The 25,900-nt window shown below is 71.4% G+C and carries 26 protein-coding genes; 16 read left to right on the top strand and 10 right to left on the bottom strand.

What is annotated here, in order from left to right:
* From AB0G13_RS15155 to AB0G13_RS15145, 3 genes are all read right to left on the bottom strand, one after another.
* Positions 1–1,069 (bottom strand): tachylectin-related carbohydrate-binding protein (locus AB0G13_RS15155; protein WP_357874132.1); only part of this gene is annotated, 1,069 nt, incomplete at its 3' end.
* A gap of 146 nt (positions 1,070–1,215) precedes the next feature.
* Positions 1,216–1,476 carry a hypothetical protein gene (locus AB0G13_RS15150; RefSeq protein WP_357874242.1) on the bottom strand — a complete coding sequence of 87 codons (261 nt, stop codon included), beginning with the start codon at positions 1,474–1,476 and terminating at the stop codon, positions 1,216–1,218.
* Between the two features lie 5 nt (positions 1,477–1,481).
* Positions 1,482–1,658: a hypothetical protein gene (locus AB0G13_RS15145; protein WP_357874129.1), complete on the bottom strand. Its 177-nt coding sequence runs from the start codon at positions 1,656–1,658 to the stop codon at positions 1,482–1,484.
* Between the two features lie 265 nt (positions 1,659–1,923).
* Between AB0G13_RS15145 and AB0G13_RS15140 the strand changes: the two genes are divergently transcribed.
* The 5 genes from AB0G13_RS15140 to AB0G13_RS15120 all read left to right on the top strand — a co-directional run bounded on the left by AB0G13_RS15140 (position 1,924) and on the right by AB0G13_RS15120 (position 5,868).
* A complete protein-coding gene (locus AB0G13_RS15140; RefSeq protein ID WP_357874126.1) occupies positions 1,924–2,895 on the top strand; it encodes a LuxR C-terminal-related transcriptional regulator in 972 nt (323 codons plus the stop codon).
* Between the two features lie 571 nt (positions 2,896–3,466).
* Positions 3,467–4,129: a pentapeptide repeat-containing protein gene (locus AB0G13_RS15135; RefSeq protein WP_357874123.1), complete on the top strand. Its 663-nt coding sequence runs from the start codon at positions 3,467–3,469 to the stop codon at positions 4,127–4,129.
* 16 nt (positions 4,130–4,145) lie between these two features.
* Positions 4,146–4,715 (top strand): kinase, encoded by a 570-nt coding sequence (locus tag AB0G13_RS15130; RefSeq protein ID WP_357874121.1) that lies wholly within the window; start codon positions 4,146–4,148, stop codon positions 4,713–4,715.
* A 159-nt stretch (positions 4,716–4,874) separates the two neighbouring features.
* Complete coding sequence (locus AB0G13_RS15125) at positions 4,875–5,543, top strand: NPCBM/NEW2 domain-containing protein (protein ID WP_357874118.1); 669 nt, start codon at positions 4,875–4,877, stop codon at positions 5,541–5,543.
* Positions 5,544–5,574: 31 nt separating this feature from the next.
* Complete coding sequence (locus AB0G13_RS15120; RefSeq protein ID WP_357874115.1) at positions 5,575–5,868, top strand: hypothetical protein; 294 nt, start codon at positions 5,575–5,577, stop codon at positions 5,866–5,868.
* Positions 5,869–5,924: 56 nt separating this feature from the next.
* Here AB0G13_RS15120 and AB0G13_RS15115 read toward each other — a convergent pair whose 3' ends face one another.
* Complete coding sequence (locus tag AB0G13_RS15115; protein ID WP_357874112.1) at positions 5,925–7,304, bottom strand: MFS transporter; 1,380 nt, start codon at positions 7,302–7,304, stop codon at positions 5,925–5,927.
* Positions 7,305–7,409: 105 nt separating this feature from the next.
* Here AB0G13_RS15115 and AB0G13_RS15110 point away from each other — a divergent pair, with 105 nt between their 5' ends.
* The 3 genes from AB0G13_RS15110 (at position 7,410) to ispH (ending at position 9,629) form a co-directional block, all read left to right on the top strand.
* Positions 7,410–7,994: a TetR/AcrR family transcriptional regulator gene (locus AB0G13_RS15110; RefSeq protein WP_357874109.1), complete on the top strand. Its 585-nt coding sequence runs from the start codon at positions 7,410–7,412 to the stop codon at positions 7,992–7,994.
* A 238-nt stretch (positions 7,995–8,232) separates the two neighbouring features.
* The gene (locus AB0G13_RS15105) at positions 8,233–8,463 is read left to right on the top strand and encodes an MbtH family protein (RefSeq protein WP_357874106.1); all 231 of its coding nucleotides are present in this window, start codon (positions 8,233–8,235) and stop codon (positions 8,461–8,463) included.
* A 221-nt stretch (positions 8,464–8,684) separates the two neighbouring features.
* On the top strand, positions 8,685–9,629 hold the full coding sequence (gene ispH / locus AB0G13_RS15100) for a 4-hydroxy-3-methylbut-2-enyl diphosphate reductase (RefSeq protein ID WP_357874103.1): 945 nt from the start codon (positions 8,685–8,687) through the stop codon (positions 9,627–9,629).
* A 72-nt stretch (positions 9,630–9,701) separates the two neighbouring features.
* Here ispH and AB0G13_RS15095 read toward each other — a convergent pair whose 3' ends face one another.
* Together AB0G13_RS15095 and AB0G13_RS15090 are read right to left on the bottom strand one after the other, a co-directional pair.
* Positions 9,702–11,045, bottom strand: a complete 1,344-nt coding sequence (locus AB0G13_RS15095) for an MFS transporter (protein ID WP_357874100.1) — start codon at positions 11,043–11,045, stop codon at positions 9,702–9,704.
* A gap of 391 nt (positions 11,046–11,436) precedes the next feature.
* Positions 11,437–12,498, bottom strand: coding sequence for a HupE/UreJ family protein (locus tag AB0G13_RS15090; protein WP_357874097.1), 1,062 nt, complete (start codon positions 12,496–12,498; stop codon positions 11,437–11,439).
* Positions 12,499–12,896: 398 nt separating this feature from the next.
* On the opposite strand from AB0G13_RS15090, the gene AB0G13_RS15085 reads away from it, so the two are divergent.
* From AB0G13_RS15085 to AB0G13_RS15055, 7 genes are all read left to right on the top strand, one after another.
* Positions 12,897–13,763 (top strand): helix-turn-helix transcriptional regulator, encoded by an 867-nt coding sequence (locus AB0G13_RS15085; protein ID WP_357874094.1) that lies wholly within the window; start codon positions 12,897–12,899, stop codon positions 13,761–13,763.
* Positions 13,764–14,006: 243 nt separating this feature from the next.
* Positions 14,007–17,021, top strand: a complete 3,015-nt coding sequence (locus tag AB0G13_RS15080) for an amino acid adenylation domain-containing protein (RefSeq protein WP_357874091.1) — start codon at positions 14,007–14,009, stop codon at positions 17,019–17,021.
* Positions 17,021–17,779 (top strand): hypothetical protein, encoded by a 759-nt coding sequence (locus AB0G13_RS15075; protein WP_357874088.1) that lies wholly within the window; start codon positions 17,021–17,023, stop codon positions 17,777–17,779. Before AB0G13_RS15080 ends, AB0G13_RS15075 begins: the two co-directional genes overlap by 1 nt.
* A gap of 18 nt (positions 17,780–17,797) precedes the next feature.
* Entirely contained in the window at positions 17,798–18,541 is a 744-nt protein-coding gene (locus tag AB0G13_RS15070; RefSeq protein ID WP_357874086.1) for an N-acetyltransferase, read from the top strand.
* Complete coding sequence (locus tag AB0G13_RS15065; RefSeq protein WP_357874083.1) at positions 18,538–19,587, top strand: methyltransferase; 1,050 nt, start codon at positions 18,538–18,540, stop codon at positions 19,585–19,587. Before AB0G13_RS15070 ends, AB0G13_RS15065 begins: the two co-directional genes overlap by 4 nt.
* Positions 19,588–19,682: 95 nt before the next feature.
* Positions 19,683–21,407: an acyl-CoA dehydrogenase family protein gene (locus AB0G13_RS15060; RefSeq protein ID WP_357874081.1), complete on the top strand. Its 1,725-nt coding sequence runs from the start codon at positions 19,683–19,685 to the stop codon at positions 21,405–21,407.
* Positions 21,408–21,410: 3 nt separating this feature from the next.
* Positions 21,411–22,043, top strand: a complete 633-nt coding sequence (locus AB0G13_RS15055) for a hypothetical protein (RefSeq protein ID WP_357874078.1) — start codon at positions 21,411–21,413, stop codon at positions 22,041–22,043.
* A gap of 25 nt (positions 22,044–22,068) precedes the next feature.
* On the opposite strand, the gene AB0G13_RS15050 is transcribed toward AB0G13_RS15055, so the two are convergent.
* The 3 genes from AB0G13_RS15050 to AB0G13_RS15040 are packed head-to-tail and all read right to left on the bottom strand — an operon-like array spanning position 22,069 to position 23,918.
* Entirely contained in the window at positions 22,069–22,557 is a 489-nt protein-coding gene (locus AB0G13_RS15050; protein WP_357874075.1) for a pyridoxamine 5'-phosphate oxidase family protein, read from the bottom strand.
* Between the two features lie 3 nt (positions 22,558–22,560).
* Entirely contained in the window at positions 22,561–23,058 is a 498-nt protein-coding gene (locus AB0G13_RS15045; protein ID WP_357874072.1) for a YbaK/EbsC family protein, read from the bottom strand.
* On the bottom strand, positions 23,055–23,918 hold the full coding sequence (locus tag AB0G13_RS15040) for a 3-hydroxybutyryl-CoA dehydrogenase (protein ID WP_357874069.1): 864 nt from the start codon (positions 23,916–23,918) through the stop codon (positions 23,055–23,057). Before AB0G13_RS15040 ends, AB0G13_RS15045 begins: the two co-directional genes overlap by 4 nt.
* A 242-nt stretch (positions 23,919–24,160) precedes the next feature.
* Between AB0G13_RS15040 and AB0G13_RS15035 the strand changes: the two genes are divergently transcribed.
* The gene (locus AB0G13_RS15035; protein ID WP_357874066.1) at positions 24,161–25,393 is read left to right on the top strand and encodes a cytochrome P450; all 1,233 of its coding nucleotides are present in this window, start codon (positions 24,161–24,163) and stop codon (positions 25,391–25,393) included.
* A gap of 201 nt (positions 25,394–25,594) precedes the next feature.
* Here AB0G13_RS15035 and AB0G13_RS15030 read toward each other — a convergent pair.
* Positions 25,595–25,900, bottom strand: a 306-nt coding sequence (locus AB0G13_RS15030) for an AfsR/SARP family transcriptional regulator (RefSeq protein WP_357874064.1), incomplete at its 5' end; no start/stop codon positions are given.

Raw genomic sequence — 25,900 nt, 5'->3', positions numbered from 1 at the left:
TGAAGCCGTCTCCGTTGGCGTCGGCCGGGATGATCCGGGTGTAGTTGTTCCAGCCGCTGCCGACCTGGCGCACGTCTCCGTACGGCGCTCCGGCGTCGCGGGTGATGTTGTTGGAGAACAGCCACATGGTGCCGTCGGACTTGACGCCGAGCAGGTCGGTGAAGCCGTCTCCGTTGGCGTCGGCCGGGATGATCCGGGTGTAGTTGTTCCAGCCGCTGCCGACCTGGCGCACGTCTCCGTACGGCGCTCCGGCGTCGCGGGTGATGTTGTTGGAGAACAGCCACATGGTGCCGTCGGACTTGACGCCGAGCAGGTCGGCAAAGCCGTCCCCGGTCGCGTCGGCGTTGATGACGCGATCGTAGTTGCCCCAGCCGCTGCCGATCTGACGCACGTCTCCGTACGGCGCTCCGGCGTCGCGATTGATGTTGTTGGAGAACATCCACATAGAGCCGTCGGTCTTGGTAGCCATCAGGTCGTGGAAGCCGTCCCCGGTCGCGTCGGCGATCCAGGGATCCGGGATAAACGGCTCGCCACTGCCGATGACGTTTTTGTAGCGGAGTGCGATGTAGTCGCTTGCGGGGTGTGAGTCGATGAGGCCATCGGAGCCGCCGGTGAGGGTTTCAGTCGCGATCTTCACTGGGGTTGACCCGAAGGCGTAGTACTCGAATGTGCCAGTCGACTGGTTGATCCAGCGCTTGAAGAGGATGACGTGCTCGGTGGGGGAGTTCAGGGCGTCGCCGGGTTGAAGGTCGCTCTTGCTGATCTGGGTTGAGACCTGGCCGATGTTGCCGGTCCATGCCGACGTTGAAAGGTGCCAGGCCATGGAGACGAACCCCGAGCAGTCCGTGCGGTAATCCTTGCCAAACTGGTCGTGGTGCCAGCCGCTCTGGCTGTAGGGGATGTTGGAGCGGTTGTCATACCAGTACTGGGCGCGGCTGAGGATTTCGTCTCGGCTGATCTGGCCGCCCACGCTGGATGCGGCGTGTGCTGCTTGCGGGACGCTCGTCATTGCGGTGCCGACGCCGGCGGTGAGGCCGAGGCCAGCGGCAAGGGTGACGCCGAGCGCCACGGTGGTAAGTCGTCGAATCAACATGTTCTCCTGCCTTTCAAGAGTCGTGATCGTTTTCGGAATGTGTTGGGCTGGCCGCTGATGTCTATGGACGGCGTCTCAAAGGATTGACGGTTTGAGCGATTTCAGAAGTTGAGGTTGAGCCGCTAGATGATTCGCCATGGGCGGAGCAATGGCGTGCTGGTGATCGTCATATCGACGATGCGGTGCAGGGTGTCGGTGGCTTCCTTGGGGTCATCGCCATCGATGAATGCCAGGATGTCGGCGCCATGCGGGCCGGCGCGGACGCGGATGTGCTCCACCCCGTTCCCCGGCGCGGTCTGGGCGTAGATCAGGTCTCGCAGCACCGACGGGTCGATGGGGGTCGTGGAGTCGAGCGGTGCGATGCGGATGTGCGCCGCCACCATCACGCTCACATCCCCGGGTGTACCGGGACCGGAGCGCCCCAGCCGAACCCTTCGGCCACCACGGAGGTCGCTGGAGGATTCGACACGGGGCCGCCCCAGCCGAACCCTTCAGCCAGCGCCGTCAACGCCTCCTGGTCGGCGACCAGTGCGACGGCGACAGCCAGCGCGAGGGACGCGACCATGATCAGACGCCGATGATTAGTAATAAGTATGCACATATCGATCTTTTCCCCCGTGGAGCGGCATCCGTCTTCGATGGTGGGTTTGCTTGGCTTTGCGGTGTTTCTCGCCTCGCTGAAATGAGCATCGCGGGCTCGGCGGGCGTTGTCACCAGGTCTGACCTGGCGCGAGCCCGCCCGGCGGAATCACGCCAGCACCGATGTGGGGCCACACAAAGGATCGCCGCACGGCAGAATGCTCGTCGCTGGCATTACTCGGGGAGGGGCGATGTTTGACCTGCTGGGGCTATCGGCGCAGCATGAAATGGTTTACCGAGCGATGCTGCAACGCTCCGACCTGAACGTCGCCGGCCTGGCCGAGTATCTGGCCGTCTCGCCCGACCAGGTGCGCGAAGCGCTGGACCTGCTAGCGGATCTCGCTCTGATCCGGCTGGATCCCCATGGTGACCACGCCCGGGTCGTGCGGCCCCAGGCAGGGCTGATGGCGCTACTGGCCAAAGTGGAAACAGAGGTCGCCGTCCGGCAACGGCAGGTGGAGGCCACCAGGGCTGCCATCGCCGCCATCGCCACTGCGCATGACGATCACAACCAGGTAGGGGAAAGTCGGATCCTTGAGGGGATCGATACCGTACGGGAACGCCTGGCCGAGCTTGCCCACACAGCCCGCACCGAGTGCCTGTCCTTCACCACCGGCCGCGGGCAGAGCCCGGACACGATAGAGGCCGAGGGGCCGCTTAACCAGCTCGCGTTGCAGCGGGATGTCCGCATCCGCAACGTCTATCAGGACAGCTTCCGCAACGACCCAGCCACCCTCGCGCACGCCCGATGGATGGCGAGCCTCGGCGCTCAGTCGCGCACCACACCCACGCTGCCAATGCGCTTGGTCATCGTGGATCGCGAAACGGCGCTCGTGCCCATCGATCCGGACAATCCACGGCGAGGAGCGTTGGAACTGCACAGTCCCGGAGTCGTCGCCGGACTCGTCGCGCTGTTCGAACAGGTCTGGCGCATCGCGACACCCTTTGGTGAGCAGATAGCGCTCGACGAGCACGGTCTCACTCCACAGGAACGCGAGCTGCTACGACTACTCGCGGCCGGCCACACCGACGAATCGGCGGCCCGCAAGCTCGCGATCTCTCTAAGGGGCGTCCAGCGCCTGATGACATCCCTCACCGAGCGGCTAGGCGCCGCCAGCCGATTCCAAGCCGGCGTCCACGCCGGATACCGCGGTTGGGTGTGAGCCGGCAGGCCTGCAGCAACATGCCGTTGAGGGGCACTCCCCTAAGGAGATGGTTGAGGAGGACGTGCGGTACGTGTCCGGCGCGGGGATGAACCTCGGGTGATGCATGCCGGGCCGCCTCGAATGGCAGCGGGAGTGGTAGCCCGTCAGGCGAGACTGACCCCAACATGCCGCTAGAACAGCACGGTGAGCCAAACGAGCAGCAGCCTGCTGCCGAGGTGGTGACCGTTGGCAGGGGGCAGACGCTCTCTCCTAGCGTCACCGCGTCACTTTCGCACGAGCCAGCGAGGGGCTTCATATCGAGAACTTAGAGGCGAGGCCGCATCAGACCTGCTGAGCCGGGAATCAGCCTCACTGGGCCAGCGCATCTACTTCAACGGCTCGCATCAGCTTCACCGGTCCAGGACATGGGTCTGCTGCACCGGCAGGTGACCCGTCCCTGCTGTCGCTGGCGAGCCCGGCCCGTCATGCGCGAGTCACCGCGACCACGGTCTGGACCGGGCCGTCACGGTGGCCACACGATCGAACTCATGGTGGCGTGCCCACGCCGCGGCCGGACAGTTGAGGACACATGCGCACCACGACAATCGGCGACGTGAGGATCCTGCTGCCGGATCTCGACCCGGGCGACCTCGACAGCGTGACCGACCTGGCCGACAACCTCACCGAAGCTCTCGTCGAGGGCGCATCGTGGCGCGGTGCGCAGCTGGATGACAACAGCATCCGAGGCAGTCGGATCTCCGGTGGAGATCTCAGTGGGAGCACCTGGGAAGCCGGGAGCATCTACGGCTGCGAGATCACCCGCACCGACTTCTCCGGTGCCACCCTGACCGGCCTCACCGTCGAACGGTGCGCCTTCACCGGCTCGCGGTTCACCGGCGCCAGGCTCACTGGGGTACGCCTCAAGGACGTGCTGTTCGACGGCTGCCGCTTCGACTACGCCACCTTCCGGCGGGTCTCCGCCGCCGGCTCGGTCGCCTTCACCGACTGCACCCTCACCCACGGCACCTGGTCCACCTGCCGACTGCCGCGCATCGCGCTGCGGTCCTGCGACCTCGCCGGCCTGGAGTTGGACTCGTGCAAACTCGACGGTGCCGACCTGCGGGGCAGCCGGATCCACGGGCTCAAGACGCCACTCGAGAACCTGTCTGGGGTCACCCTCGCCGAGCATCAGCTTCCCGATCTCACCCGGCTGGCCGTGGACGCCCTGGGCCTGACCGTACCCAACGACTGACTGCGAGGGAGGCAGCGTGGCCGCTGACGCCGTGCCGACAGGCAGCCCGGGTACGATTCTCGTCTGCGTCCGAGGCAACTCCGGATCCGGCAAGAGCAGCATCGCCCGGCAGCTGCGGCGTCGGCACGGCCGGGGCTGTGCGTTGATCGAGCAGGACTACCTGCGCCGCGTCGTGCTGCGCGAGCGGGACAAGCCCGGTGGGGCGGCCCCGGCGTTGATCGAACAGACCGTCCGGTTCGCGCTCGACCACGGCTACCACGTGGTGCTGGAGGGCATTTTGCACACCAGCCGTTACCGCGCCATGCTGACGGCGCTCCGGGACGGTCATCTGGGGCGGTCGCTGTTCGTCTACCTCGACGTGTCCCTGCCCGAGACGCTGCGCCGGCACCTGACGCGCCCGCAGGCCGGCGAGTTCACCGCCGCGCAGATGAGCGGATGGTATGCCGCTCACGACGTGCTGGGGTGGCCCGACGAACTGGTCCTCCCGGAGACCACCACGTTGGAGGATGCCGTCGGGGCCATCGCCGTGGCCGCCGGACTGTCCCAGACCGGACACGACGACGACGTGCTTCCGATCATCCCGTGACTCGACCGGAGGGGCCTGTCCGGACACTCAACCGGTGGCGGGATCCGCCTGGCGTGTGCTACCGCACATCCGTACCGGCCTTTGCGGCCACCGTACGGCGGATCCCCGTGCGCCGCCGAAGGGCCGATCCGCCGTGCGTGGCGCTGCCATAATCGGGCCGTGTCTATCCCGAGGCGGCGTCGCTCGTCCCATCCCGCCATCGTCGGTGCGGTCATCGCCGCCGTGGCCACGGTGGTGGCGGCGGCCATTCCCGTTGTGCTGGAGCTGACCCGCGACCCAGGCGGCAGCGGTGCCGCGTCGCCGGTCCAGGGCACCCCGTCCACCGGGCAGCCCCAGCCCACCACGCCCGCAGCGGCCATCGGGACGGGTCCTACCCCGACACCCGTGTCGCCCGCGGTCACCGCTTCGCCGTCACCCCAGGCCGACGTGGTCCCGCTGGTCGAGATGCCCGAGGTCGACGACTTCGAGGGCTGGGAGCAGGAGCCGGTGGTCGTGGCCGGGAAGCCGCACGACTCGGTGCTGACGGCGTCGCCGTGCTGGTTGAACGACCACTACACGGTCACGTTCGTGGTGAGCCGGCAGTTCCGGGTCCTGGAGGCGGCCGTGGGCATCGCCGACGACTCCCCGGGAGGCGGGGCCCTCCGGTTCACCGTGCTCTCCGACCGCAAGGAGGTCTTCACCACCACGGCCGGCCTTGGGAAGGTCCGCCCGGTCAAGGTGGACGTCAGCGCCGCCACCCAGGTGTCCCTCCGGGTCAGCACCACCAACGTCAACCAGTGCCACGGTGACAGCATCGGCGCCTGGATCGCCCCGCGGGTGCGTCGGTGAACGCGGCCCCGCCTTGGGGTGAAGACCGGCCGTGGACTTCCGGGACTGGTGGCACGTGTTGTCGGGCGTCATCGGGCTGGCCCTGGCCGGCTACGGTGTCCGCCTGCTGCTGACCCGTCGCATGCCGGGCTTCGCGCGGCGGCGGTGGCGACGACCCGTCGACGCCGGGAGGTGGTTCCTCTGTGGCGGCACATTCTCCGTGTCGCTGGCGGTGGGCTATCTCGGCCGGCTCGGCGGCGTGTTCGGTCCCCCGGTGCTCTGGTCGCTGACGGCCCTCGTGCTGGCCTCGATGGCGCTCGGCCTCGTCAGCGTTCCCCGGGCGTGACGTTGTGTCCGACCCGGTGGTCGGTGGGCGGGCCCCCACCGACCACCGGATCGGGGTCAGTGGGCCGGCCGAGGGGTGAGGACGAAGGCCACGACGGCGGCGGCGAGGGCGATGACGGCGCCGGTGGTGAAGCCGCGGGAGAAGCCGGCGGTGCTGGTGCCCGCGATGCTGGCCGCGGCCATGCTCGACACGACGGCGGCGCCCAGCGAGGCACCGAACTCGTGGAAGGTGCTGACGATGCCGGACGCGAGACCGGCCTCGTGCGGCGCGACCTGACCGAGCGCGACGGCGGAGGCCACGACGAAGATGACGCCCGTGCCGGCGGCGGCGACGCCCACCCCGACCACGAGGGCCAGGGTCCCGTCGACGACGGCGGGGACCGCCATGCCGGCCGCCGCTACGAGCAGCCCCAGGACGCCGAGGGTGCGCGCCCCGATCCGGCCCATGATGCGGCCGGCGGCGTTCGCGCCGAGCATGGTCGCGATCGCCACGGGCAGGAAGAGCAGCCCGGTGCGCAGGGCGCCGTAGCCCTGGTGGTTCTGGAGGTAGAACGTGCCCAGGAAGAAGACGGTGATCATCAGCGCGGTCGCGACGAGGATCAGCACCGCCCCGACCACCACCGGCCGGCGGAGCAGGAGCCGTACGTCCATCAGCGGGCTCGCGGCGAGGCGCTGGCGGACGACGAACGCGGCGTAGAGGAGCACGGCGGCCACCAGCAGCAGCAGGATCGTCGGGTTGCCCCAGCCGACGTCGCCGGCCCGGATCAGAGCGTAGATCAGCGATCCGGTGGCCGCCGTCACCAGCACCGCGCCGGGCACGTCGAGCCGGGCCGTCGCGCCGGTGGGCGCCTGGCGCGGAAGCTGCATCCGGAGGGCCAGCAGCAGGATGATCCCGACGGGCACGTTGACGAAGAACACCCAGGGCCAGCCCGGCCCGGCGGTCAGCAGGCCGCCGAGGAGGACGCCCAGCGCGGCGCCGCCGCCGCCGAGCGCCGACCAGATGCCGAGCGCCTTGTTGCGCTCGTCGCCGTCGAAGATCGTGACGACCAGGGACAGGGCGGCGGGGGAGAGGATCGCCGCCGCGAGGCCCTGCCCGATGCGACCGCCCAGCAGCATGGGACCGCTGGTCGCCAGCCCCGCCGTCAGGGACGCGGCGCTGAACAGCAGGAGCCCGGCGAGGACGAGGCGGCGGGCGCCGAACAGGTCCGCGGCGCGCCCGCCGAGCAGCAGCAGGCCGCCGAAGGTGAGGGTGTAGCCACTCACCACCCACGTGAGGGCTTCCCGCTCCATCCCCAGGTCCGCCCCCATGTGCGGCAGGGCGATCGCGACGACGGTGACGTCCAGGATCAGCATCAGCTGGGCGATGCCGACGAGGCCCAGGATCCGCCAGCGCTGCGGGTGCGGGCTCGCGGGCGCGGTGCTTTCGGTTGCGGTCACAGGTTCCGCCATGGCTGCCAGGCTCCTCCGCCAAGTTGAACGGTAGTGTTCAAGTTACGGAGACACATTAACTCATGCACGCCTGTTCGACTTAGGGGAAGTTCCATGACTCGCCCACTCGCCAAGCCGACCCGTCGAGCCGACGCCCAGCACAACGTGGAGAGGATCCTGGAGGCGGCGGTGAGCTGCCTGAGCCGTGACCCCGACGCCAGCGTCAGCGAGATCGCGCAGGCGGCGAGGGTGGGCCGGGTGACCCTCTACGGTCACTTCCCGTCCCGCGACGCCCTGGTCGAGGCCGCGCTGACCCGGGTGCTGGCCGAGGGGGAGGAACTGCTGGCGGGCCTCGACCTGACCGGCGACCCGCGGGACGCGCTGCGCGTCCTGATCCGGTCGAGCTGGCTGCTGATCGCACAGTCGAGCGCCGTCCTGGAGGCGGCGCAGGCGTCGCTGCCGCCCGAACGCGTGCACGAGCTGCACGCCGAGCCGGCGCGGCGCGTCGACCAGTTGATCCGCCGGGGTCAGGACGAAGGGGTGTTCCGGACCGACCTCCCGGCCAGCTGGCTGACCAGCGCCCTGCACCACATCATGAAGGGCGCCGCCGTCGACGTGGCCAGCGGGCAGGTGGACCGGGCGGACGCCCCGCGCCTGATCTCCGAGACGGTCCTCGCCGCCTACCGGGTCGACGGATAGCGGACACGCCGCCGAGTAGCGACCGGGACGAGGATGGCTTGACCCGCCTGCGGTCCGAGACCCCGACGCCGCTTCAGAGCGCGGCGGAGGGGCGCTGGCGCCACCGGCGGCACCCGTCGTATCGTCGCGGTCCGACGGGTGGGGCCGGCCGGACGCCTGCCCGGGCTCGCGACCCCGCTGCAGAGGGCGCGGTGCTCCGACGCGCCGTGGTCCAGCTCCTCAGGTGAAGGGTGTGCCGGTGACTCAGGAAGACGACGTCGCGTTCCGGGTGGTCGTGAACGACGAGGAGCAGTACTCGATCTGGCCGGTGGACCGTGAGACGCCGGCGGGCTGGCGCGACGCCGGCCGGACGGGGACCAGGCAGGAGTGCCTGGACCACATCGAGCGCACGTGGACGGACATGCGGCCGCTCAGCCTCCGCCGGGCGCTCGCCGCGGAGGGCGGGGCGGCCACGGAAGCCGCCCGCTAGGTTCGGGCTCCGTCGGGGGCGGTGGCGCCGGAGGCGTACGGCTGCCGGAGCGCGCGCCGACCGTGTGGCGCGGGTCGGCGACGGACCGTGCGCACGACGTCGCGGGCCCGCCGCCCCCGGCACGCTCGGCGCAGGGCGTCGTCGCTGGTGCTCCACCGGAACCCCACCGGATTGCGAGGATGCGGCTCGATACTGCGGAGATGCGTGGGAAGGAGTGCGCGATGTCCGAAGCCGAGTCCGTAACGGTACTGCTCGCGGCACCGCGTGCGTTCTGCGCCGGTGTCGAGCGTGCGATCGAGATCGTCGAGCGTGCGCTCGCCAGTCGGGGCAGCCCGGTGTACGTCCGCAAACAGATCGTCCACAACGCACACGTCGTCGCCGACCTGGAGTCGCGCGGCGCCGTCTTCGTCGAGGAGCTCGACGAGGTGCCCGAGGGCGCGACGGTGGTGTTCTCGGCGCACGGGGTGTCGCCCGTGGTGCGCGCCGAGGCCGCCCGGCTCGGCCTGGAGGTGTTCGACGCGACGTGCCCGCTGGTGGCGAAGGTGCACACGGAGGCGCGCCGGTACGCCGACCGCGGGGACACCGTCCTCCTCGTCGGGCACGCGGGGCACGAGGAGACCGAGGGCACCCTCGGGGAGGCGCCGGACCGGATGCTCCTCGTGCAGTCGCTCCAGGACGCGCACACGGTCGAGGTGCCCGACCCGGACCGGGTGTCCTACCTGACCCAGACCACGCTCGCCGTGGACGAGACCGCCGAGGTGCTCGACGTGCTGCGCCGACGCTTCCCGGCGCTGCGCGGGCCGTCCTCGGCCGACATCTGCTACGCCTCGACCAACCGGCAGGCGGCGCTGCGTACGGTCGCCGAGGAGTCCGACCTCGTGCTCGTGGTCGGCTCGACCAACTCGGCGAACACGCAACGGCTCGTCGAGCTGGCCCGCCGCGCGGGCCGGCCCGCCCACCTCATCGAGGACGCGGCGGACATCCTGCCGGAGTGGCTGGCGGGTGTCACCACGGTCGGGGTCACCGCCGGCGCGTCGGCCCCGCCCAGACTGGTCACGGGGGTGGTCGAGGCGCTGCGGGCGCGCGGCCCGGTGACCGTGGTGGAGCGCGAGGTCGCCCGCGAGACGATCGAGTTCACCGTGCCGGGCGCGGTGCGCTCCCTCTGACAGCCGTCGCCGCGTTCCCGGTCGACGCCCGCCGGCCCCGTGCCGGGGTGTCACCAGGCCCACATCCGCTGGTCAGCCGGGCCAGGTGGGGTGGTGGTCATCCAGGTGGTAGCGGTGGGTGTGGCGCCAGGAGCCACCCGCGCCGACGGGTTGCGCGTCGCGGAGGTGCTCGTGACCGCCGTCCAGGCCACGGTGTTCGTGTTCGAGTTCGTCGGGGTCGTGGGTGGGCCAGGAATGGGCGGCCAGTGCGGTGGCCGTGGCGGCGAGTGCGCTGAGCGCCACGAGAGCCCAGGTGGTTCCGGCAGTCGCGGCGAGCCAACCGGCCAGTGGGTAGGTGAGTAGCCAACAGGCGTGGGACAGGGCGTAGTCGGCGGCGAACATGGCGGGGCGATGGCCGTCGTCGGCGCTGCGGCGCAGCAGGCGGCCGCTGGGGGTGAGGACCAAGGATCCTGCGCCGCCGAGCAGTGCCCACGCGGTGAGCAGGGCGGGCCAGCGCCAGGCACCCGCGCCGGCGGAAACGGTGGTGGTGGCGAGGAGGATGACGGCACCCGTGGCGCTGCCGACGAGCATGAGCAGCCGGTCGGCGTGGTGGCGCAGCAGGGTGGGTAGGGCGAGGGCGACCAGTAGCGAGCCGGTGCCGTAGGCGCCCAGGGCCACGGCTACATCGGATTCGTCTCGTCCGAGGTCGTGGCGGACCGCGATGACGGTGTTGACCAGCACCATCGCTCCGGCGGCGGCTACGGCCAGGTGCAATGCAAGCAGACCGCGCAGGCGGGGCACCCCCAGGTACCGCCGCACGCCGAGAGTGGTGCGGCGGTACAGGCTGCCGCCGTGGTGGGCGGGGCGGGGGTGAGGTATCAGGGTGCAGGTGACCAGCAGCGCGGAGGCGGTGAACCCGGCGGCGGTGCCCAGGAACAGGTCGTCGAAGCTGAGCAGGGTCAGAGCAGCGGCAGCCAGGGCGGGGCTGAGCAGCATCTCGAGGTCGTAGGCCAGCCGGGACAGCGACAGGGCGTGGGTGTAGTCGTCCTCGTCGGGCAGCAGGTCCGTGATGGTGGCCTGGAAGGCCGGGGTGAATGCGGCTGCGGCCGCCTGTAGGACGAACACCAGTAGGTAGATCTGCCAGATCTGGTCCACCCACGGTAGTAGGACCGCGACCCCCGCGCGGACCAGGTCCAGGGCGACCAGGACCGCGCGACGGGGCAGACGGGCGAGCAGCGCGGAAGCTACCGGGGCGACGATGACGTTGGCGGTCATCTTGATCCCCAGCGCGGTGCCGAGGACCGCGCCCGCGCTCGGTCCGGCGAGACGGTAGGCCAGCAGGGCGAGGGCCACGGTGGCCAGGCCGGTGCCGAGCAGGGCGATGACCTGGGCGGTGAACAGACGGCGGTAGGCCCGATGGCGGAGTACGTCCAGCATCGCTGTCCCCTTGGTGGGTGGGGGGTCGGTCAGGAACGGGGATCCAGTGCTCGTCGGCACCCGGCGCGATGCGAGAGGCCCTCACCGGCAGGGGTGTGGGACGCGACGTCGCTTACGCATGACGGTCTATCCGACGGCGGCGATCATATGTGCTCATGTAAGCACGCGACAATGTTGCAGGTGCCAGTGACCTGCAACAACGCATCCCTGTCGATAGCCAGGCCGAGGCAGCAACCGAGATGTTGCGGATGCGGTGCGGCGCGACGACCGGCGCGCGTGGTGCGGCGCCCGGGGAGGGCAGGCGTGTCAGCTGGTGACCGACGTCGTGCACGCCGCGTCGCCGCGGGTGGCGGGCATCCCCGAGCGCGACTGACCGTGCCGGGTCAGGGCACTACTCGACGGGCTTGGAGCGGGGGTCGGCGAACCACTCGCGGGTGAACTGGCGGACCGCGTCGACGTCGACGATGTCGCAGGCGACCGTGCGGTAGGCGTGCACGGCCTTGACCGCTTCGCTCTGGTCCGTGGCGGAGCCGCCGACGACCCGGCCGACCGCGGGGTCGGTGACGAAGGCTCGCACCTGGGCGAGCTGGTCGGCGGGCAGGTCGGGCCGGTAGGTGACGATGACGTATCCGTCGCCGATGACGTGCCCGAACGACGTGGCCGGCACGGTCTCGCCCGGTTCGAAGAAGCTCTTGACCGGGTGTCCGCCGCCGCCGGGGAACGTCTCGGTGCGATTGCGGACCTCGCAGCTGCTTTCTGGGTCGCTGGCCGCCTGGATCGGCCGCAGCGCGTCAGGACCGGAGGTGATGACCAGTACTGCGGCGGCGATGACGCCGGCGGCGATCAGCGTGGCGTGGGACAGCCGGACATCGCGCAGGCGGGGCAGGTGGTGACGCAGCACGTCGCCGATCATGAACATGGCCACGACCGCGATGAGCTGCCCGATCTCGACGCCCAGATTGAAGGCCAGTACCCGGGGGATCAGCCCGTCCGAGGGCAGGCCCATCTCCTGCAACCGGGTGGACAGGCCCAGACCGTGTGCGAGACCGAAGGCAAGCACCGCGGCGGCGAGCCAGGCCCAGTCCTTCGGCCTGCCGCGCAGGCCGACCACACCGACGAACACCAGGCTCAACGCGACCATGATGTCGACCAGGACCGGGTTGACGTGCCAGTCGGCGACGGTGGCAGTGAACAGGGTGACGCTGTGCCCGAGCGCGAACAGCGAGATCAGCTTGGCCGCCCGCCGCATCTCGCCGGCCAGGAGCAGGATGCCGCCGACGAACAGCAGGTGATCCCAGCCGGCGAGCATGTGCTTCGTGCCCAACCACACGAACCCGCCGACAGTCTCGCTCGATCCGCCCACGCCGTGAGCCCAGGCGGCCTCCGGCAGCGCCAGCACCATGGCCGCCACCACACCGCCGATGGTCGCGCCCTGTCGTACCCCAGCGAGCATGAACCCAGCCCCTTCTCCGTACCGCCCGCAGGCCGACACCCGCCGCGTCATCTGATAGTCGCACCGTCACGCCGGATGGTTCCCGCAAAGATCCTGGCGACGGGATGTCGAAGGAGGCCGGGCGCGGGGTGGCGGTGGCCAGGAGGGCAGGGCCGGGGTCGACGGCGGACCGTGCCACCGGCTCAGCCGCCGACAGTTGCCGGAGGCATTGGTGTGCCGTCGGGTGTTCCACGACTGCATGGCTCTTCCGCGACCTCGTTACATTGATCGGAGCAATCCCGGGTCACCCGTCGGGAAGTCGCTGCGGTCCCGCTTCCCCCACGTGCGGGTAATTGCTCGACGCATCTGCTGGTAAGGCAATGTTGAGGGCAGCAGACATTTACAGGCACGATTGTCTTATGGCGTACGAGGACGAGCACTTGCCGCAGCTGGTCGGGACGCTCGCCGAGGCGGGCCGCCTGCTGTCCGGGGAGGCCGTGGGTCGGCTCGTCGCCGACCCGCCGGGTGTCGTGGCGGAGCCGGCCGTACGCGCGCCCGTCGCCACCGCGGAGGGGAACCCCCCGCTGCTGGCCGCGCTGCTCGAGGGGGTCCGCGTCGAGGGCGTCACCGACGGGCCCGGGCGGACGCGGACGCCGAAGCGGGTCCAGGAGGCGGTCCGGGCCATGCTGCGCGGCGCGCCGACCGGATCCTGGCAGCTGCTGCGGGTGGCCGCCGTGCTCGGCCGGTCCTGTCAGCTGGCGGAGCTGGCGGCGATGACCGGGCGGAACACCGCCCAGATGCTGCCGGACCTGGACGCGCTGCTCGACGCCGGCCTGCTCGACTGGGCGGGCGACGACCTCGCCTTCCGGCACGAGCTGGTGTGGTGGGCCGTGCTCGACGCCCTCCCGCCCGCCGTGCGGCAGGCGCTCCGCGCCGACCGCGACCGCCTGCGCCGGCGCCGGGCCGTGACCGGTGCGCCCCGCGCCGCCGACCCCGCGGCGGAGCCCGCGACCCCCGCCGACCTGCGACGGCGGGCCGGGCTGCGCTCCGCGCCCGTCGCCCGGGAGCACCGCCCGGACGCCGGCGGCGCGTGGGAGTCGTTCAGCGGCGTCGAGCGGGCCATCGCGCGACTCGTCGCCGAGGGCATGACCAACCGGCAGATCGCGACCCGGGTGCGGCTGTCGCCGCACACCGTCAACTACCACCTGCGCGCCCTGTTCCGCCGGCTGGGCATCTCCTCGCGGGCGGAACTCGTCCGGCACGTGCCGGTCTCCTCCGCGGCGTAGGGGCGGGCCGGGCATTCCGGGCAACACCGCGACATCGCATTTTTCGGCGCCGTTCACGCTGAATTCGACGAAGGGGTGACCGTGTCGAAAGGACTACCCTGATGAGTAGTGCCAATTCGGGTGCGTGCTCATTCTGGTAGTCGGGGGAACCGCCGTCAGGCAGTAATGTCGCCCGTATCGAATTTCGTTGGGTCAGCGGCAGGTAATCCACGGGTACGACCGTGCTCACACCCGAGGGAACACATGAACATCCGTACGCAACCGCGTGTCCACGAACTCATCGCCGTCCGCGCGGCGTCGCAGCCCGACCGGACCGCGATCGTGCAGGGCGACGCGCACATCAGCTACGCGGACCTGGAGCGCCGGGCCAACGGCCTGGCCCGCCACCTCGTCGATAAGGGCGTCGGCGCGGACTCCGTGGTCATGGTCCACCTGGAACGCTCCATCGACGCCGTCGTCGGCCTGCTCGCCGCCTGGAAGGCCGGCGCGGCCTACCTGCCCGTGGATCCGGGGCTGCCGGACGGCCGCGTCGAGGCGTTCGTGAAGGAGACCGACTGCACCACCGTCATCACCCACGAGCGTGACGTGGCGCGCTTCGCCGACCTGCCGGTCACGGCGCTCACCGCGAGCGTCGCGGACGGCGTCGCGACCGCCCCCGCCGTGACGGTGGGCGGCGGGGACGCCGCCTACGTCATCTACACGTCGGGCTCCACGGGTGCGCCGAAGGGCGTGGTCGTGAACCACGACTCGCTGAGCTACCTGTGCGGGGAACTGGCCGGCCGCTACGGCGTCACCCCCGACGACCAGGTGTTGCAGTTCGGCGCGCTCTCCTTCGACACCTCCATCGAGCAGATCACGGTCGCGCTGCTCGGCGGCGCGACGCTCGTGCTGCCCGAGCTGAGCTGGGCGCCCAGCGAACTGCCGGAGCGGCTGCGGCACCACGGGGTCACCGTGATGGACCTGACCCCCGCGTACTGGCGCCGCTTCCTCGCCGAGGTCGGCGCGGGATCCGGTGACCTGCCGGTCCGGCTGGTGATCGTGGGCGGCGAGGCGGTCAACGCGGAGGACTGCCGCACGGCGCTGGAGCTGATGCCCGGGGTGCGGCTGGTCAACGCCTACGGGCTCACGGAGACCACGATCACCTCCTGCCTGATGGAGCTGACCGCCGACGTGCTGCCCGCCCGCGGCGCGGCCCCGGTCGGCCGGCCGCTGCCCGGCACCGTCGTGTACGTCCTCGACGAGGGCGGCCGACCGGTCGCCCCCGGCGAGCGCGGTGAGATCCACATCGGCGGTCGCGGCGTGGCGCGCGGCTACCTGACCGAGGACGATGCCGGCCGCTTCCAGGCGGACCCGTTCGCGGCGGAGCCCGGCGCGCGGATGTACCGGACCGGTGACCTGGGCGCCTGGACCGCCGAGGGCAACCTCGAGGTGGTCGGGCGCATCGACCGGCAGGTCAAGATCCGCGGCTTCCGGGTGGAGCCCGGCGAGATCGAGGCGACGCTGGCGGCGCACGAGGGCGTCGACACGGTCGCCGTCACCACGTACGAGCACGACGGCCAGCGGCGCCTGGTCGCGTACCACACCGGTCCGCGGCCCCTGGACGTCGCGGAGCTGCGCGAGTTCGTCGGCCGCTACCTGCCCGACTACATGGTGCCGACGGCGTTCGTCGCCCTCGACGAGCTGCCGCTGAAGACGAACGGCAAGGTCGACCTGGCCGCGCTGCCCGCGCCGCAGGCCACGGCGGTCGCCACCGAGAGCGTGGACGACACACCCGTCGACCTGGTGGAGCGCGGCGTGGCCCGGCTCTGGGGGCAGGTGCTCGGCGTGCCCCGGGTGCTGCCGGACGACAACTTCTTCGCGCAGGGCGGCAACTCGATCCTCGCCGCCGAGCTGCTCGCGAAGATCCGCGGCTCCTTCGGCGTGCTCATCACCCAGGTACGCCCGCTGATCCGGCTGCTGCTGGAGGACGCGACGCCGCGCGGCCTGGCGCGGGCGGTGCGCGACGCCCGGGCCGGCACGCTCGCCGGCGACGACACCCGCAAGCCGGTCGACTTCGCCGCCGAGACGCAGCTGGACGTGGAGATCCGGCGCGACGTGCCCGACGAGCCGCGCTGGCAGGACCCGCGCCACGTGTTCCTCACCGGCGCCACCGGCTTCCTGGGCATCTACCTGCTGCGGGAGCTGCTGACCAGCACGGACGCCGTGGTGCACTGCCTGGTGCGCGCCGACGGGCCGGAGCAGGGCCTGGCCCGCATCCAGGCCAACGCGCGGCACTACTTCGGCGAGGACCTCGCCGGTCACCAGGCGGCGGGCCGGATCGTCGCCGTCCCCGGCGACCTCGCGGCACCCGGGCTCGGCCTCTCCGAGGCGGCCTTCGACGAGCTGGCGCGCACGGTCGACGTCATCCACCACCCCGGCGGGACCGTCAACTTCATCTACCCGTACTCGCACATGCGGCCGGCGAACGTCGACGGCACCCGCGAGATCATCCGGATGGCCGCGCGGCACCGCAACGTCCCGATCCACTACACCTCGACCATGGCGGTCGTCGCGGGCTTCGGCACCGCCGGCGTCCGGCACGTCGACGAGGACACCCCCCTGGCGCACGCCGACCACCTCTCCGTCGGATACGTGGAGAGCAAGTGGGTGGCCGAGGCGCTGCTGCACCGGGCGGCGGAGCAGGGGCTGCCGGTGGCGATCTACCGGGCCGCCGACATCTCCGGCGACCGGGTCAACGGCGCGTGGAACATCGCCACCGAGATGTGCGCGATGAAGAAGTTCGTGGTGGACACCGGCACCGCCCCGGTCGCGGAGCTGCCGCTGGACTACACGCCGGTCGACGTCTTCGCCGCCGCGGTCGCGCACATCGCCAGGGCGTCCCGGCCCGCCGGCGAGGTCTACCACCTCACCAACCCCGGGAAGGTCAACATCTCGGTGCTGGTCGAGCGCCTGCGGGCGCACGGGCACGACATCCGCGAGGTGCCCTGGGCCGAGTGGCTCGACGAGATGGTGCGGGTCGCGGTCGAACAGCCCGACCACCCGATGACCCCCTTCGCGCCGCTGTTCATCGACCGCTGCGCGACGGGCCAGATGAGCGTCGCGGAGATGTACCTGGAGACGACGTTCCCGGTCTTCTCCCGCACCAACGTGGAGGACGCGTTGCGCGGCAGCGGCATCGAGATCCCGGCGGTCGACGCCGAGATGCTCGACCGCTACATCGGCTACCTGACCCGCACCGAGTTCCTGCGGGCCGCGTGATGGGCTGGGAGACGCTCGACCTCACCCACGCCCCCACCGAGGGTCCGGTCGCGTTCGGCGACGACCTGTCTGCGGCGACGCTCCTCGGCGCCTACCGGCACGGACTGTTCCCGTTCCCGGCCGACACCGAGGAGCGCAAGATCGTCGCCGAGTTCACCTACGAGGCGGACGTCGCCGCCGGGCGGATCGCGGTGCTCGCCGGCAGCGCCGACCCGTACGCCGTGGCCTGGTGCTCGCCCGACCCCCGTCCGGTGATCCACGTCGACCGGGCCCGCATCCAGCGCAGCCTGCGGCGGCAGCTGCGCAACAAGGTCGAGTGGACGACGACGCTCGACGTCTGCTTCGACCGGGTGGTCCAGCACTGCCGCGTGGGCCGCGAGCCCCGGTGGCTGACCGACCGGCTCGTGTCGACGCTGCGCGAGCTGCACGCGGCCGGCCACGCCCACAGCGTCGAGGTGTGGGAGGGCGACGAGCTGGTCGGCGGCACGTTCGGCGTACGGGTGGGTGGCGTGTTCAGCGCCGACTCCCAGTTCGCCCTGCGCAGCGGCGCCGCGAAGGTCGCGGTCGCGTGCCTGGTGCGGCGCGTCGCGGACAGCGGCGGCGTGGCGGTCGACGTCCAGCACGACGGCGACCACGCGAAGCTCATCGGCGCGGTCGCGGTGCCCCGTACCGAATACCTGGCGCTGCTGCGCAGGCACGCCGACGACCACTGCGCCATGCCCGCGGACCCGCTGCCCGCGCGCAGCCTGGCCGCCTGAGCGACGGAGGTGACCCGCATGCGCGTGCTGACGCTCGCGGAGCGACCGGACCTGCGGGACGGGATGCTCCAGATGGAGGCGTCCTGGCCCGAGTACATCCCGCCCGAGCCGATGGTGATCGGCTGGGCCCTCGACCGGTACCCCGAGCACCAGCTCGTCGTGCTCGACGCCGACGACACGGTGATCGCCCGCGCGGCCAGCGTGCCGTTCGCCTGGGACGGCGCCCCGGCGAGCCTGCCCGACACCGGCTGGGACGCGGTGCTGGGGATGAGCATGCTCGACACCGCCGCCGGCCGCGAACTCACCGCGCTGTGCGCGCTGGAGATAGCCGTGGTGCCGGGCATGCAGGCCCGCAACATGTCGGGGCGCATCCTGGCGGCGGTCAAGGACAACGCCCGCCGACACGGCTACCGCGACGTCGTGGGGCCCGTCCGGCCCAGCGGCAAGCACGCCGAGCCGCACGCGCCGATGACGGGGTACGCCGCGCGGACCCGCGACGACGGGCTGCCGGTCGACCCGTGGCTGCGCGTCCACGTCCGGGCGGGCGGGCAGGTCCTCCAGGTCTGCCCGGCCTCCATGACGATCTCCGGCAGCCTCGCGCAGTGGCGCGCCTGGACCGGGCTGCCCTTCGACACCAGCGGACCGGTCGTCGTGCCGGGTGCCCTGACCCCGGTCGCGGTGAACGTCGAGCACGACCACGCCGTCTACGTCGAGCCCAACGTCTGGGTCCGACACCCCCTCGCGGAAAGGCATGACCGATGACCAGCACCGTCCCGGCCGCCCTGGCCTCCAAGATCCGCAACCGCGCCGCGCTGATCGAGATCATCGGCGGCTACATGGCGTCACAGTCGCTCGCGCTCGCCGCCGAGCTGAAGCTCGCCGACCACATCCACGACGGCCGCGTCACGAGCGCGCAGCTCGCCGAGGCGACGGGCACCCACGCGCCGTCGCTGCACCGGCTGCTGCGCACCCTCGTGGCCATCGGCCTGCTGGCCGAGCCGACGCCGGGCGAGTTCCGGCTGACCGAGGTGGGCGAGCAGCTGCGCACCGACTCGCCGAACTCGCTGTGGGCGTTCACCCGGTTCTTCACCAACCCCACGCTGTTCTCGTCCTGGCAGCAGGTGCGGCACTCCATCGAGACCGGCGAGTGCGCCTTCGACCACGTGCACGGCAAGAACGCCTACGTGCACCTCGCCGAGCACCCCGAGCTGTCCAGGCTGTTCAACGTGGCGATGGGGCAGGAGTCGAGGGCATCCGCCCAGCTTGTCGCCGACGGGTACGACTACTCCGGCGTCCGTACCGTGGTGGACGTCGGCGGCGGCGACGGGACGCTGCTGGCCGCGATCCTCGGCACCCACCCGCACCTGCGGGGAGTGTGCTTCGACAGCGCCGCGGGGGTGGCCGAGGCCGCCGGCGTGCTCGCCGCCGCCGGGGTCTCCGAGCGCTGCGAGATCGTCGCGGGCGACTTCTTCTCGTCCGTGCCGGACGGCGGCGACCTGTACATCATCAAGAGCGTCTTCCAGGACTGGGACGACGAGAACGCCCGGAAGCTGCTGGCCACGGTGCGCGCGAACCTGCCCGCCGACGCGACGCTGCTGATCGTCGGATCCGTGCTGCCGGACACCGCGAACACCGACAACCCGGTGATGTTCTACACGGACATCAACATGCTGGTGACCGCCGGCGGCCGGGAGCGGACCGAGAGCGAGTTCCGGGCCCTGCTCGCCGAGACCGGCTTCACCGTCGAGTGGTGCGGCCACGGCGCCGCGGGCCCCCTCTCGCTGATCAAGGCCGTGCCGGCGAGCTGACCGAGTCGACGACGGACCACGTCCGCACCGCCCCGGCGGGCGGACGTGGCCCGTCCGTGTCCCGCACCTGAGCACCCGCCGACGGGGAGGCAACGATGTCCAGACCGAGTTTCGGCAGCGAACTCCTGCGCGGCAGGCTGCGGGTCGACCTGCTCGACCCGCTGCCCGACGCCACGCTCGACGCCGACGCCGAGGCGTTCCTCGCGCGGCTGCGCGCGTTCTGCACGGACAAGGTGGACGGCCGGCTCATCGAGCGCGAGGACCGGATCCCCGACGAGGTGGTCGACGGCCTGCGCGACCTCGGCGCGTTCGCCATCAAGCTCCCCCGGGAGTACGGCGGGCTCGGCCTGTCGGGGGTCTGCTACCACCGCGCCCTGATGATCGTCAGCAGCGCGCACTCCTCGCTCGGTGAGCTGCTCGGCGCGCACCAGGCGATCGGCCTCATCCAGCCGCTGCGGCTGTTCGGCACCGACGCGCAGAAGCGTGAGCTGCTGCCGAGGTGCGTACGCGAGATCTCCGCCTTCGCCCTCACCGAGCCGGACATCGGCAACGACCCCTTCCGGATGCGCACCACCGCCACCCCCACCGACGACGGTGGCTACCGGCTCGACGGGGTGAAACTCTGGACGACCAACGGCACCATCGCCCACCTGATCGTGGTGATGGCCCTGGTCCCGCCGTCGGAGAGCGGCCCGGGCGGCATGTCCGCGTTCGTGGTGGAGGCCGACGCGCCGGGGGTCACCGTGGAGCACCGCAGCTCCTTCCTGGGCCTGCGCGGCCTGGAGAACGGGGTCGTCCGGCTGCACGACGTCGTGGTGCCGCAGAGCCGCCGGATCGGGCCGGAGGGGCAGGGGCTCCAGGTGGCGCTCGCCGCGCAGGACACCGGCCGGCTGTCGATGCCCGCGGTCTGCGCCGCCGCCGCCAAGTGGAGCCTCAGGATCGCCCGCGAGTGGTCGGGCGTCCGCGTGCAGTGGGACCGGCCGATCGGCGAGCACGAGGCGGTGGCGGGCAAGATCGCCTACATCGCGGCGACCGCCTTCGCCCTGGAGGCCATGGTCGAGGTGTCCGGCCGGCACGCCGACGCCGGCCAGTTGGACACGCACACGGAGGCCGAGCTCGCGAAGCTGTTCGCGTCGGAGCAGGCGTGGCGGGTCGTCGACGAACTCATGCAGATCCGGGGCGGTCGCGGGTACGAGACCGCGGAGTCGGCCGCCGCGCGCGGCGAGCGCGGCGTCCCCGTCGAGCAGCTGTTCCGGGATCTGCGCATCGGCCGGATCTTCGACGGCTCCAGCGAGGCGCTGCGGGTGTTCGTCGGGACAGACGCGCTGGCCGACGAGGAGGGGCCCGCCGACCGGTCCACGCCGTTCACGCCGCCGCCCGGCTTCGGCGACCTGGCCGGGCACCTGTCGTTCGCCGACGCGACGAGCGCCGAGCTGGCCCGGCACCTCGCCGACGGCCGGGAGCGGTGGGGCGAGGCGGTCGCCCAGCGACAGCTGTTCCTCGGCCGCGTCGTGGACGTCGCCGCCGAGCTGTACGCGATGACCGCCAGCTGCGTGTACGCCAGGGCGCTCGGCGGCACCGCGGTCGAGCTGGCCGACGCGTTCTGCCGGCAGTCCCGCCAGCGGGTGGCGGAGCTCAGCCGGCGGCTGTGGGCCGACACCGACGGCGACGACGTCGCGGTAGCCCGGCGGGTGCTCGGCGGCAGCTTCACCTGGTTGGAAGAGGGCGTGCTCGACGCGTCCATCGAGGGGCCGTGGATCGCCGAGCCCGCCCCGGGACCGGCGACCCGCCCGAACCTGCACCGCACGATTCGGAGGTGACTAGTGGACGAGCACGTGGCAGAGCTGGTGGCACAGGGCCGGCGGTCGCTGGAGCTGGCGCCCAACCGGTTCCTGGAGCAGCTGGAGCGCGGTGAGGTGTCGGCCGGCCAACTGAGCGCCCTGGCCGGCGAGCTGTACCACCTGGTGTCCAGCGACCGGAGCAGCTTCGCGTTCCTGGCGGCCCGCTTTCCCGAGCCGCTGTTCCTGGCCATGGCGGGCGCCGAGGAGGAGGCGCTGGGCCTGCTGCCGGCGTTCGCCGCCGCGGTGGGTGTGGGGGAGAAGGAGCTGCGGGCGCACGAACCGCGACCGCTGGCCCAGGCGTACCCCGCCTTCATCGTCCGGACCGCCGTGTTCGGGCCGCGCTCGGCGATCCCGCTGGCCCTGCTGGTCAACGTCGAGGAGTCGGGCGGCTTCTACGCCCGGATGGCCGACGCCCTCCAGGCGCGGTACGGGTTCTCCGACGAGGCGGTAGCCCACTTCCGCTACTTCGCCGAGACGCCGGACGAGGTGCTGGAGCAGGCCGCCGGGGTGGTGTCGACCGGCCTCCTGACGGGCGACGACCCGGTGGAGGCCCTGCGCGCGGCGCGGATGGTGCACGCCTACGAGGCGGTGTTCTGGGCGACGATGGCCGAGTGACCCCGGGATCGGGGTGGACCGCCCGTCAGGGCAGGTCCACCTCGATCCGGCGGTCGATCCGGTCCTCCAGCCAGGTGCTGGTGTCGACGAGCCACACGCGGTCCACCGAGACCTGGTAGATCCGGTGCTCCGCCGGCGGCAGCAGCGCCGACACGGGCAACGTGTACTCCGCCCTGCTCGTCTCGTCCGGCAGCAGGGCCTCGTAGAACGTGCCGTGGTGCGCGCGCACCTCGTCGGCGGTCAGCTCCCGGCAGGTGCCGGTGAACTGGGCGCCGTCGACCTCGGTGAGCCCGCCGTCGCCGGTGACGAAGAGCGCCCCGCTCACCGTCGGGCGGGCCGCCACGTGCCGACTGTGCCGGGACTGGGTCGCGGAGCCGAACAGGAAGCGCAGCGGGTCGGGCAGCCACGCGTACTGCAGCACCGCCGTCCACGGCCGGCGGTCGGGGGAGACGGTGGACAGGGACAGGTACTTCGCGTCGGCGAGGACGCGGTGCAGACGGTCGACGAGGTCCATGAATCAGCCCACCTCCGCGAGGGACGTGCCGGCGATGTACGCGATCCTCGGCCCGGCCAGGCGTACGTAGTCCCGCGTGTCCAGGGCGATCGACATGTCGAGCCGGGCGGCGTTGAAGTAGATCTCCGGCTCGTCCAGCAGCCGGGGGTCCACCACGAGTTCCAGGTCGTCGCGGAAGCTGAACGGGACGATCGTGCCGCTGACGCAGCCGGACAGCTCCTCGGCCGTCTCGCGGGTCGCGAACGACACGTAGGTGCCGTCCCACAGTTGCCGCACCGCGTCGAGCGCGACCAGCCGGTCGCCGGGGACGACGGCCAGCACGAAGCGGTTGACCTTCTTGCCGAGCTTGACCCGCGCGACGATGCACTTGGCCGCCTGGGACAGCGGATGGCCGCGCAGCAGGCTGGCCGGGGAGGTGACGCCCTGCGGTTCGTGCGGGATGAGGCGGAATCGTGCGCCGTGGGACTCCAGCAGCCTGGTCAGCCTCTCGTACGTGCTCATCGCCCGTACTCGTAGAAACCCCGGCCGCACTTCTTGCCGAGCATGCCGCCGGCCACCATGCGGGCGAGCAGCGGCGGCGGCGAGTAGTGCGGCTCCCGGAACTCCCGGTACAGCGACTCGCTGATCGCGGCCACGATGTCGAGCCCGATCAGGTCGACGAGGCGCAGCGGACCCATCGGGTGGGCGCAGCCGAGCGTCATCGCCTTGTCGATGTCGGTCACCGACGCCATCCCGGACTCCACCATCCGGACGGCGGAGAGCAGGTACGGGATCAGCAGCGCGTTCACCACGAAGCCCGCGCGGTCCTTGGCGCGGACGACCTGCTTGCCGAGCACCTCGGTGACGAACGCGTCGACCCTTTCGACGGTCCGCGCGTCCGTACGCACCGAGCCGACGACCTCCACGAGCGGGAGCACCGGCGCGGGGTTGAAGAAGTGGATGCCCACCACCTGCTCGGGCCTGGCGGTGACGCCGCCGAGCTTCACGATCGGCAGGGAGGACGTGTTCGAGCCGAGGATCGCGTCCTCGTCCTCGACGACCTTGTCGAGCGTGGCGAACACGTCGAGCTTGATCGACTCCTGCTCCGACGCGGCCTCGATCACCAGCTGCCGGTCGGCGAAGTCCGCCAGATCGGCGGTGAAGGACACCCGGGCCAGTGCCGCGTCCCGGTCCACCTCGCTCAGCTTGCCCCTGCCCACCGCGCGGTCCAGCGACGCGGTGAGCCGCGCCCGGCCCGGCGCGACCGAACCCGGTCGCGACACCGCGACGAGCACGTCGAGCCCGGCCCGCGCGCACGTCTCGGCCACTCCGGCGCCCATGACCCCGCATCCGACGACGCCGATCCGGCGAATCCTGTCCATGTTCCCTGCCTCCGCACACACGTTCACAGAAATGGTTTGCCGCGGAATTCGACGAGTAGGGCGGGATCGCCGCTCCCTGACGAGTGTCGTGGGAAGGACGATAGGGTGGTCTGCCGATCGGTCGCAATGACCTGCGCCTTTGTCCAGCCGTATTCGTGGCGGATGCGAGAAAGCCATTACTCGACAGTTGCCGATCGACCGTTACCTTTCTGTCGTTCCCTCATCATCGTAGGAGGCGCACTATGGTCGACTTCAGCGCTGCCCCCACCACCCAGATCGACAGTCGCGGCGGCAAGTGCCTGTACGCGCAGATCGACGAGCTCCGCGCGGCCGGCCCCGCGGTGGCCGTCGAGCTGCCGGAAGGCATGCTGGCCTGGTCGATCACCCGCGGCGACGTGGTCCGGCGCCTGCTGACCCACCCCGGGGTCTCCCGCAACGTCAAGAAGAACGTGCCCAGCTACACCCCCGGCGAGATCAAGTGGCTGTCGCCCTGGGTGGACGTCGAGTCCATGTCCACTGCGGAGGGCCGCGAGCACCAGCGCCTGCGGCAGCTCGTGGCGCCGGCGCTGACGCCGAAGCGGATCGACGCGATGCGTCCGCACCTGGAACTCATCGCCGGGCGGCTGCTCGACGACCTGGCCACCCGCCCGTCGGACGAGCCGGTCGACCTGCACACCACGTACTCCCAGCAGTTGCCGACCAGGATGATCTGCGACCTCTTCGGGGTGCCGGACGACCTGCGGCCCGAGGTGCTGCGCATCCTGCGGGTGGTGCTCAACACCGACAACGTGCCGGAGGAGGAGTCGGCCGCGGTCTACGTCGACATGAACGTCGCCATGCGTACGCTGATCGACCTCAAGCGCCGCGAGCCGTCCGACGACCTGACGAGCTTCCTGATGGCGGCCCGGGTGGAGGGCGAGGAGCCGCTCAGCGAGCAGGAGCTGGTCGACATGCTGCTGCTGCTCATCGGCGGCGGCAGCCAGACGACCGTGACGCTGATCGACCACACGGTCCGCGAGCTGCTCGCCAACCCCGACCAGCTGGCGACCCTGCTGGCCGACCCGGCCCGCTGGCCGGACGCGATCGAGGAGGCGCTGCGGGCGCACTGCCCGGTGGCGGCACTGCCGATGCGCTGGGCGAAGGAGGACATCGACCTCGGCGAGGGGGTCGTCATCCGGGCGGGCGACGCCATCCTCATCAGCTACCTGGCGCACGGCCGCGACCCGGCCGTCCACGAGAACCCGGGGGTGTTCGACATCGACCGGGAGAACAAGGAGCACCTCGCGTTCGGGGCGGGCCCGCACTTCTGCCCCGGCGCCCGCCTGGCGCGACTGGAGGCGGCCGTGGCGGTGCCGGCGCTGTTCGCCCGCTTCCCGCGCCTCGCGCTGGCCGTGCCGCCGGACGAGATCCAGCCGCTGCGCTCGTTCATGGCGAACGACGTGGCGTCGCTGCCGGTGCTGCTGAACCACCGGTAGGCGACACCGCGCCGCCCGGCCCGGCTCCCGGGTCGGGCAGCGGCGCGTACCGCATCAGGCGCAGTGGCTCCTGACGGTCTCGCCGAGACCGTCGGGAACCACTGCGCCTGATCGCGTCCGGGGACGTCGCGGCGGCGCGCACGCCAGGGGGACCGCCGCCCCGCGTCCGCGCCCGGGACGCGTGGCCGGGTGTGGGGTGGGTCAGTGGGTTAGTGCGGGGATCTGGATTTTGGCGTCGTGTTCGAGGATGCGTTGTTGGAGTTCTTGGAGGCTGCGGCCGGGTTCGAGGCCGAGGCCGTCGACGAGGGCTTCGCGGGTGCGGCGGTAGACGCGGAGGGCGTCGACTTGGCGGCCGCTGCGGTAGAGGGCGAGCATGAATTGGTGGCAGAGGCGTTCGCGCAGGGGTTCGGTTGCGGTGAGGATTTCGAGTTCGGGGGTGATTTCGCGGTGTCTGCCGCAGGCGAGTTCGGCGTCGAGGCGGTCTTCGAGGGCGGAGAGTCGTTCGTC

The organism is Micromonospora sp. NPDC023633 (genome assembly GCF_040640035.1).
GTDB lineage: Bacteria > Actinomycetota > Actinomycetes > Mycobacteriales > Micromonosporaceae > Micromonospora.
This window is presented reverse-complemented; position numbering and strand designations above follow the sequence as displayed.

What these genes read in the sequence shown, in the direction of transcription:
- AB0G13_RS15145 (WP_357874129.1), bottom strand. Translation starts at nt 1,658, where the DNA reads ATGGTCGCGTCCCTCGCGCTGGCTGTCGCCGTCGCACTGGTCGCCGAC.
- AB0G13_RS15070 (WP_357874086.1), top strand. Translation starts at nt 17,798, where the DNA reads ATGCGCGTGCTGACGCTCGCGGAGCGACCGGACCTGCGGGACGGGATG.
- AB0G13_RS15135 (WP_357874123.1), top strand. Translation starts at nt 3,467, where the DNA reads ATGCGCACCACGACAATCGGCGACGTGAGGATCCTGCTGCCGGATCTC.
- AB0G13_RS15095 (WP_357874100.1), bottom strand. Translation starts at nt 11,045, where the DNA reads ATGCTGGACGTACTCCGCCATCGGGCCTACCGCCGTCTGTTCACCGCC.
- AB0G13_RS15085 (WP_357874094.1), top strand. Translation starts at nt 12,897, where the DNA reads ATGGCGTACGAGGACGAGCACTTGCCGCAGCTGGTCGGGACGCTCGCC.
- AB0G13_RS15080 (WP_357874091.1), top strand. Translation starts at nt 14,007, where the DNA reads ATGAACATCCGTACGCAACCGCGTGTCCACGAACTCATCGCCGTCCGC.
- AB0G13_RS15065 (WP_357874083.1), top strand. Translation starts at nt 18,538, where the DNA reads ATGACCAGCACCGTCCCGGCCGCCCTGGCCTCCAAGATCCGCAACCGC.
- ispH (WP_357874103.1), top strand. Translation starts at nt 8,685, where the DNA reads ATGTCCGAAGCCGAGTCCGTAACGGTACTGCTCGCGGCACCGCGTGCG.
- AB0G13_RS15140 (WP_357874126.1), top strand. Translation starts at nt 1,924, where the DNA reads ATGTTTGACCTGCTGGGGCTATCGGCGCAGCATGAAATGGTTTACCGA.
- AB0G13_RS15075 (WP_357874088.1), top strand. Translation starts at nt 17,021, where the DNA reads ATGGGCTGGGAGACGCTCGACCTCACCCACGCCCCCACCGAGGGTCCG.
- AB0G13_RS15035 (WP_357874066.1), top strand. Translation starts at nt 24,161, where the DNA reads ATGGTCGACTTCAGCGCTGCCCCCACCACCCAGATCGACAGTCGCGGC.
- AB0G13_RS15150 (WP_357874242.1), bottom strand. Translation starts at nt 1,476, where the DNA reads ATGGTGGCGGCGCACATCCGCATCGCACCGCTCGACTCCACGACCCCC.
- AB0G13_RS15040 (WP_357874069.1), bottom strand. Translation starts at nt 23,918, where the DNA reads ATGGACAGGATTCGCCGGATCGGCGTCGTCGGATGCGGGGTCATGGGC.
- AB0G13_RS15045 (WP_357874072.1), bottom strand. Translation starts at nt 23,058, where the DNA reads ATGAGCACGTACGAGAGGCTGACCAGGCTGCTGGAGTCCCACGGCGCA.
- AB0G13_RS15060 (WP_357874081.1), top strand. Translation starts at nt 19,683, where the DNA reads ATGTCCAGACCGAGTTTCGGCAGCGAACTCCTGCGCGGCAGGCTGCGG.
- AB0G13_RS15110 (WP_357874109.1), top strand. Translation starts at nt 7,410, where the DNA reads ATGACTCGCCCACTCGCCAAGCCGACCCGTCGAGCCGACGCCCAGCAC.
- AB0G13_RS15050 (WP_357874075.1), bottom strand. Translation starts at nt 22,557, where the DNA reads ATGGACCTCGTCGACCGTCTGCACCGCGTCCTCGCCGACGCGAAGTAC.
- AB0G13_RS15090 (WP_357874097.1), bottom strand. Translation starts at nt 12,498, where the DNA reads ATGCTCGCTGGGGTACGACAGGGCGCGACCATCGGCGGTGTGGTGGCG.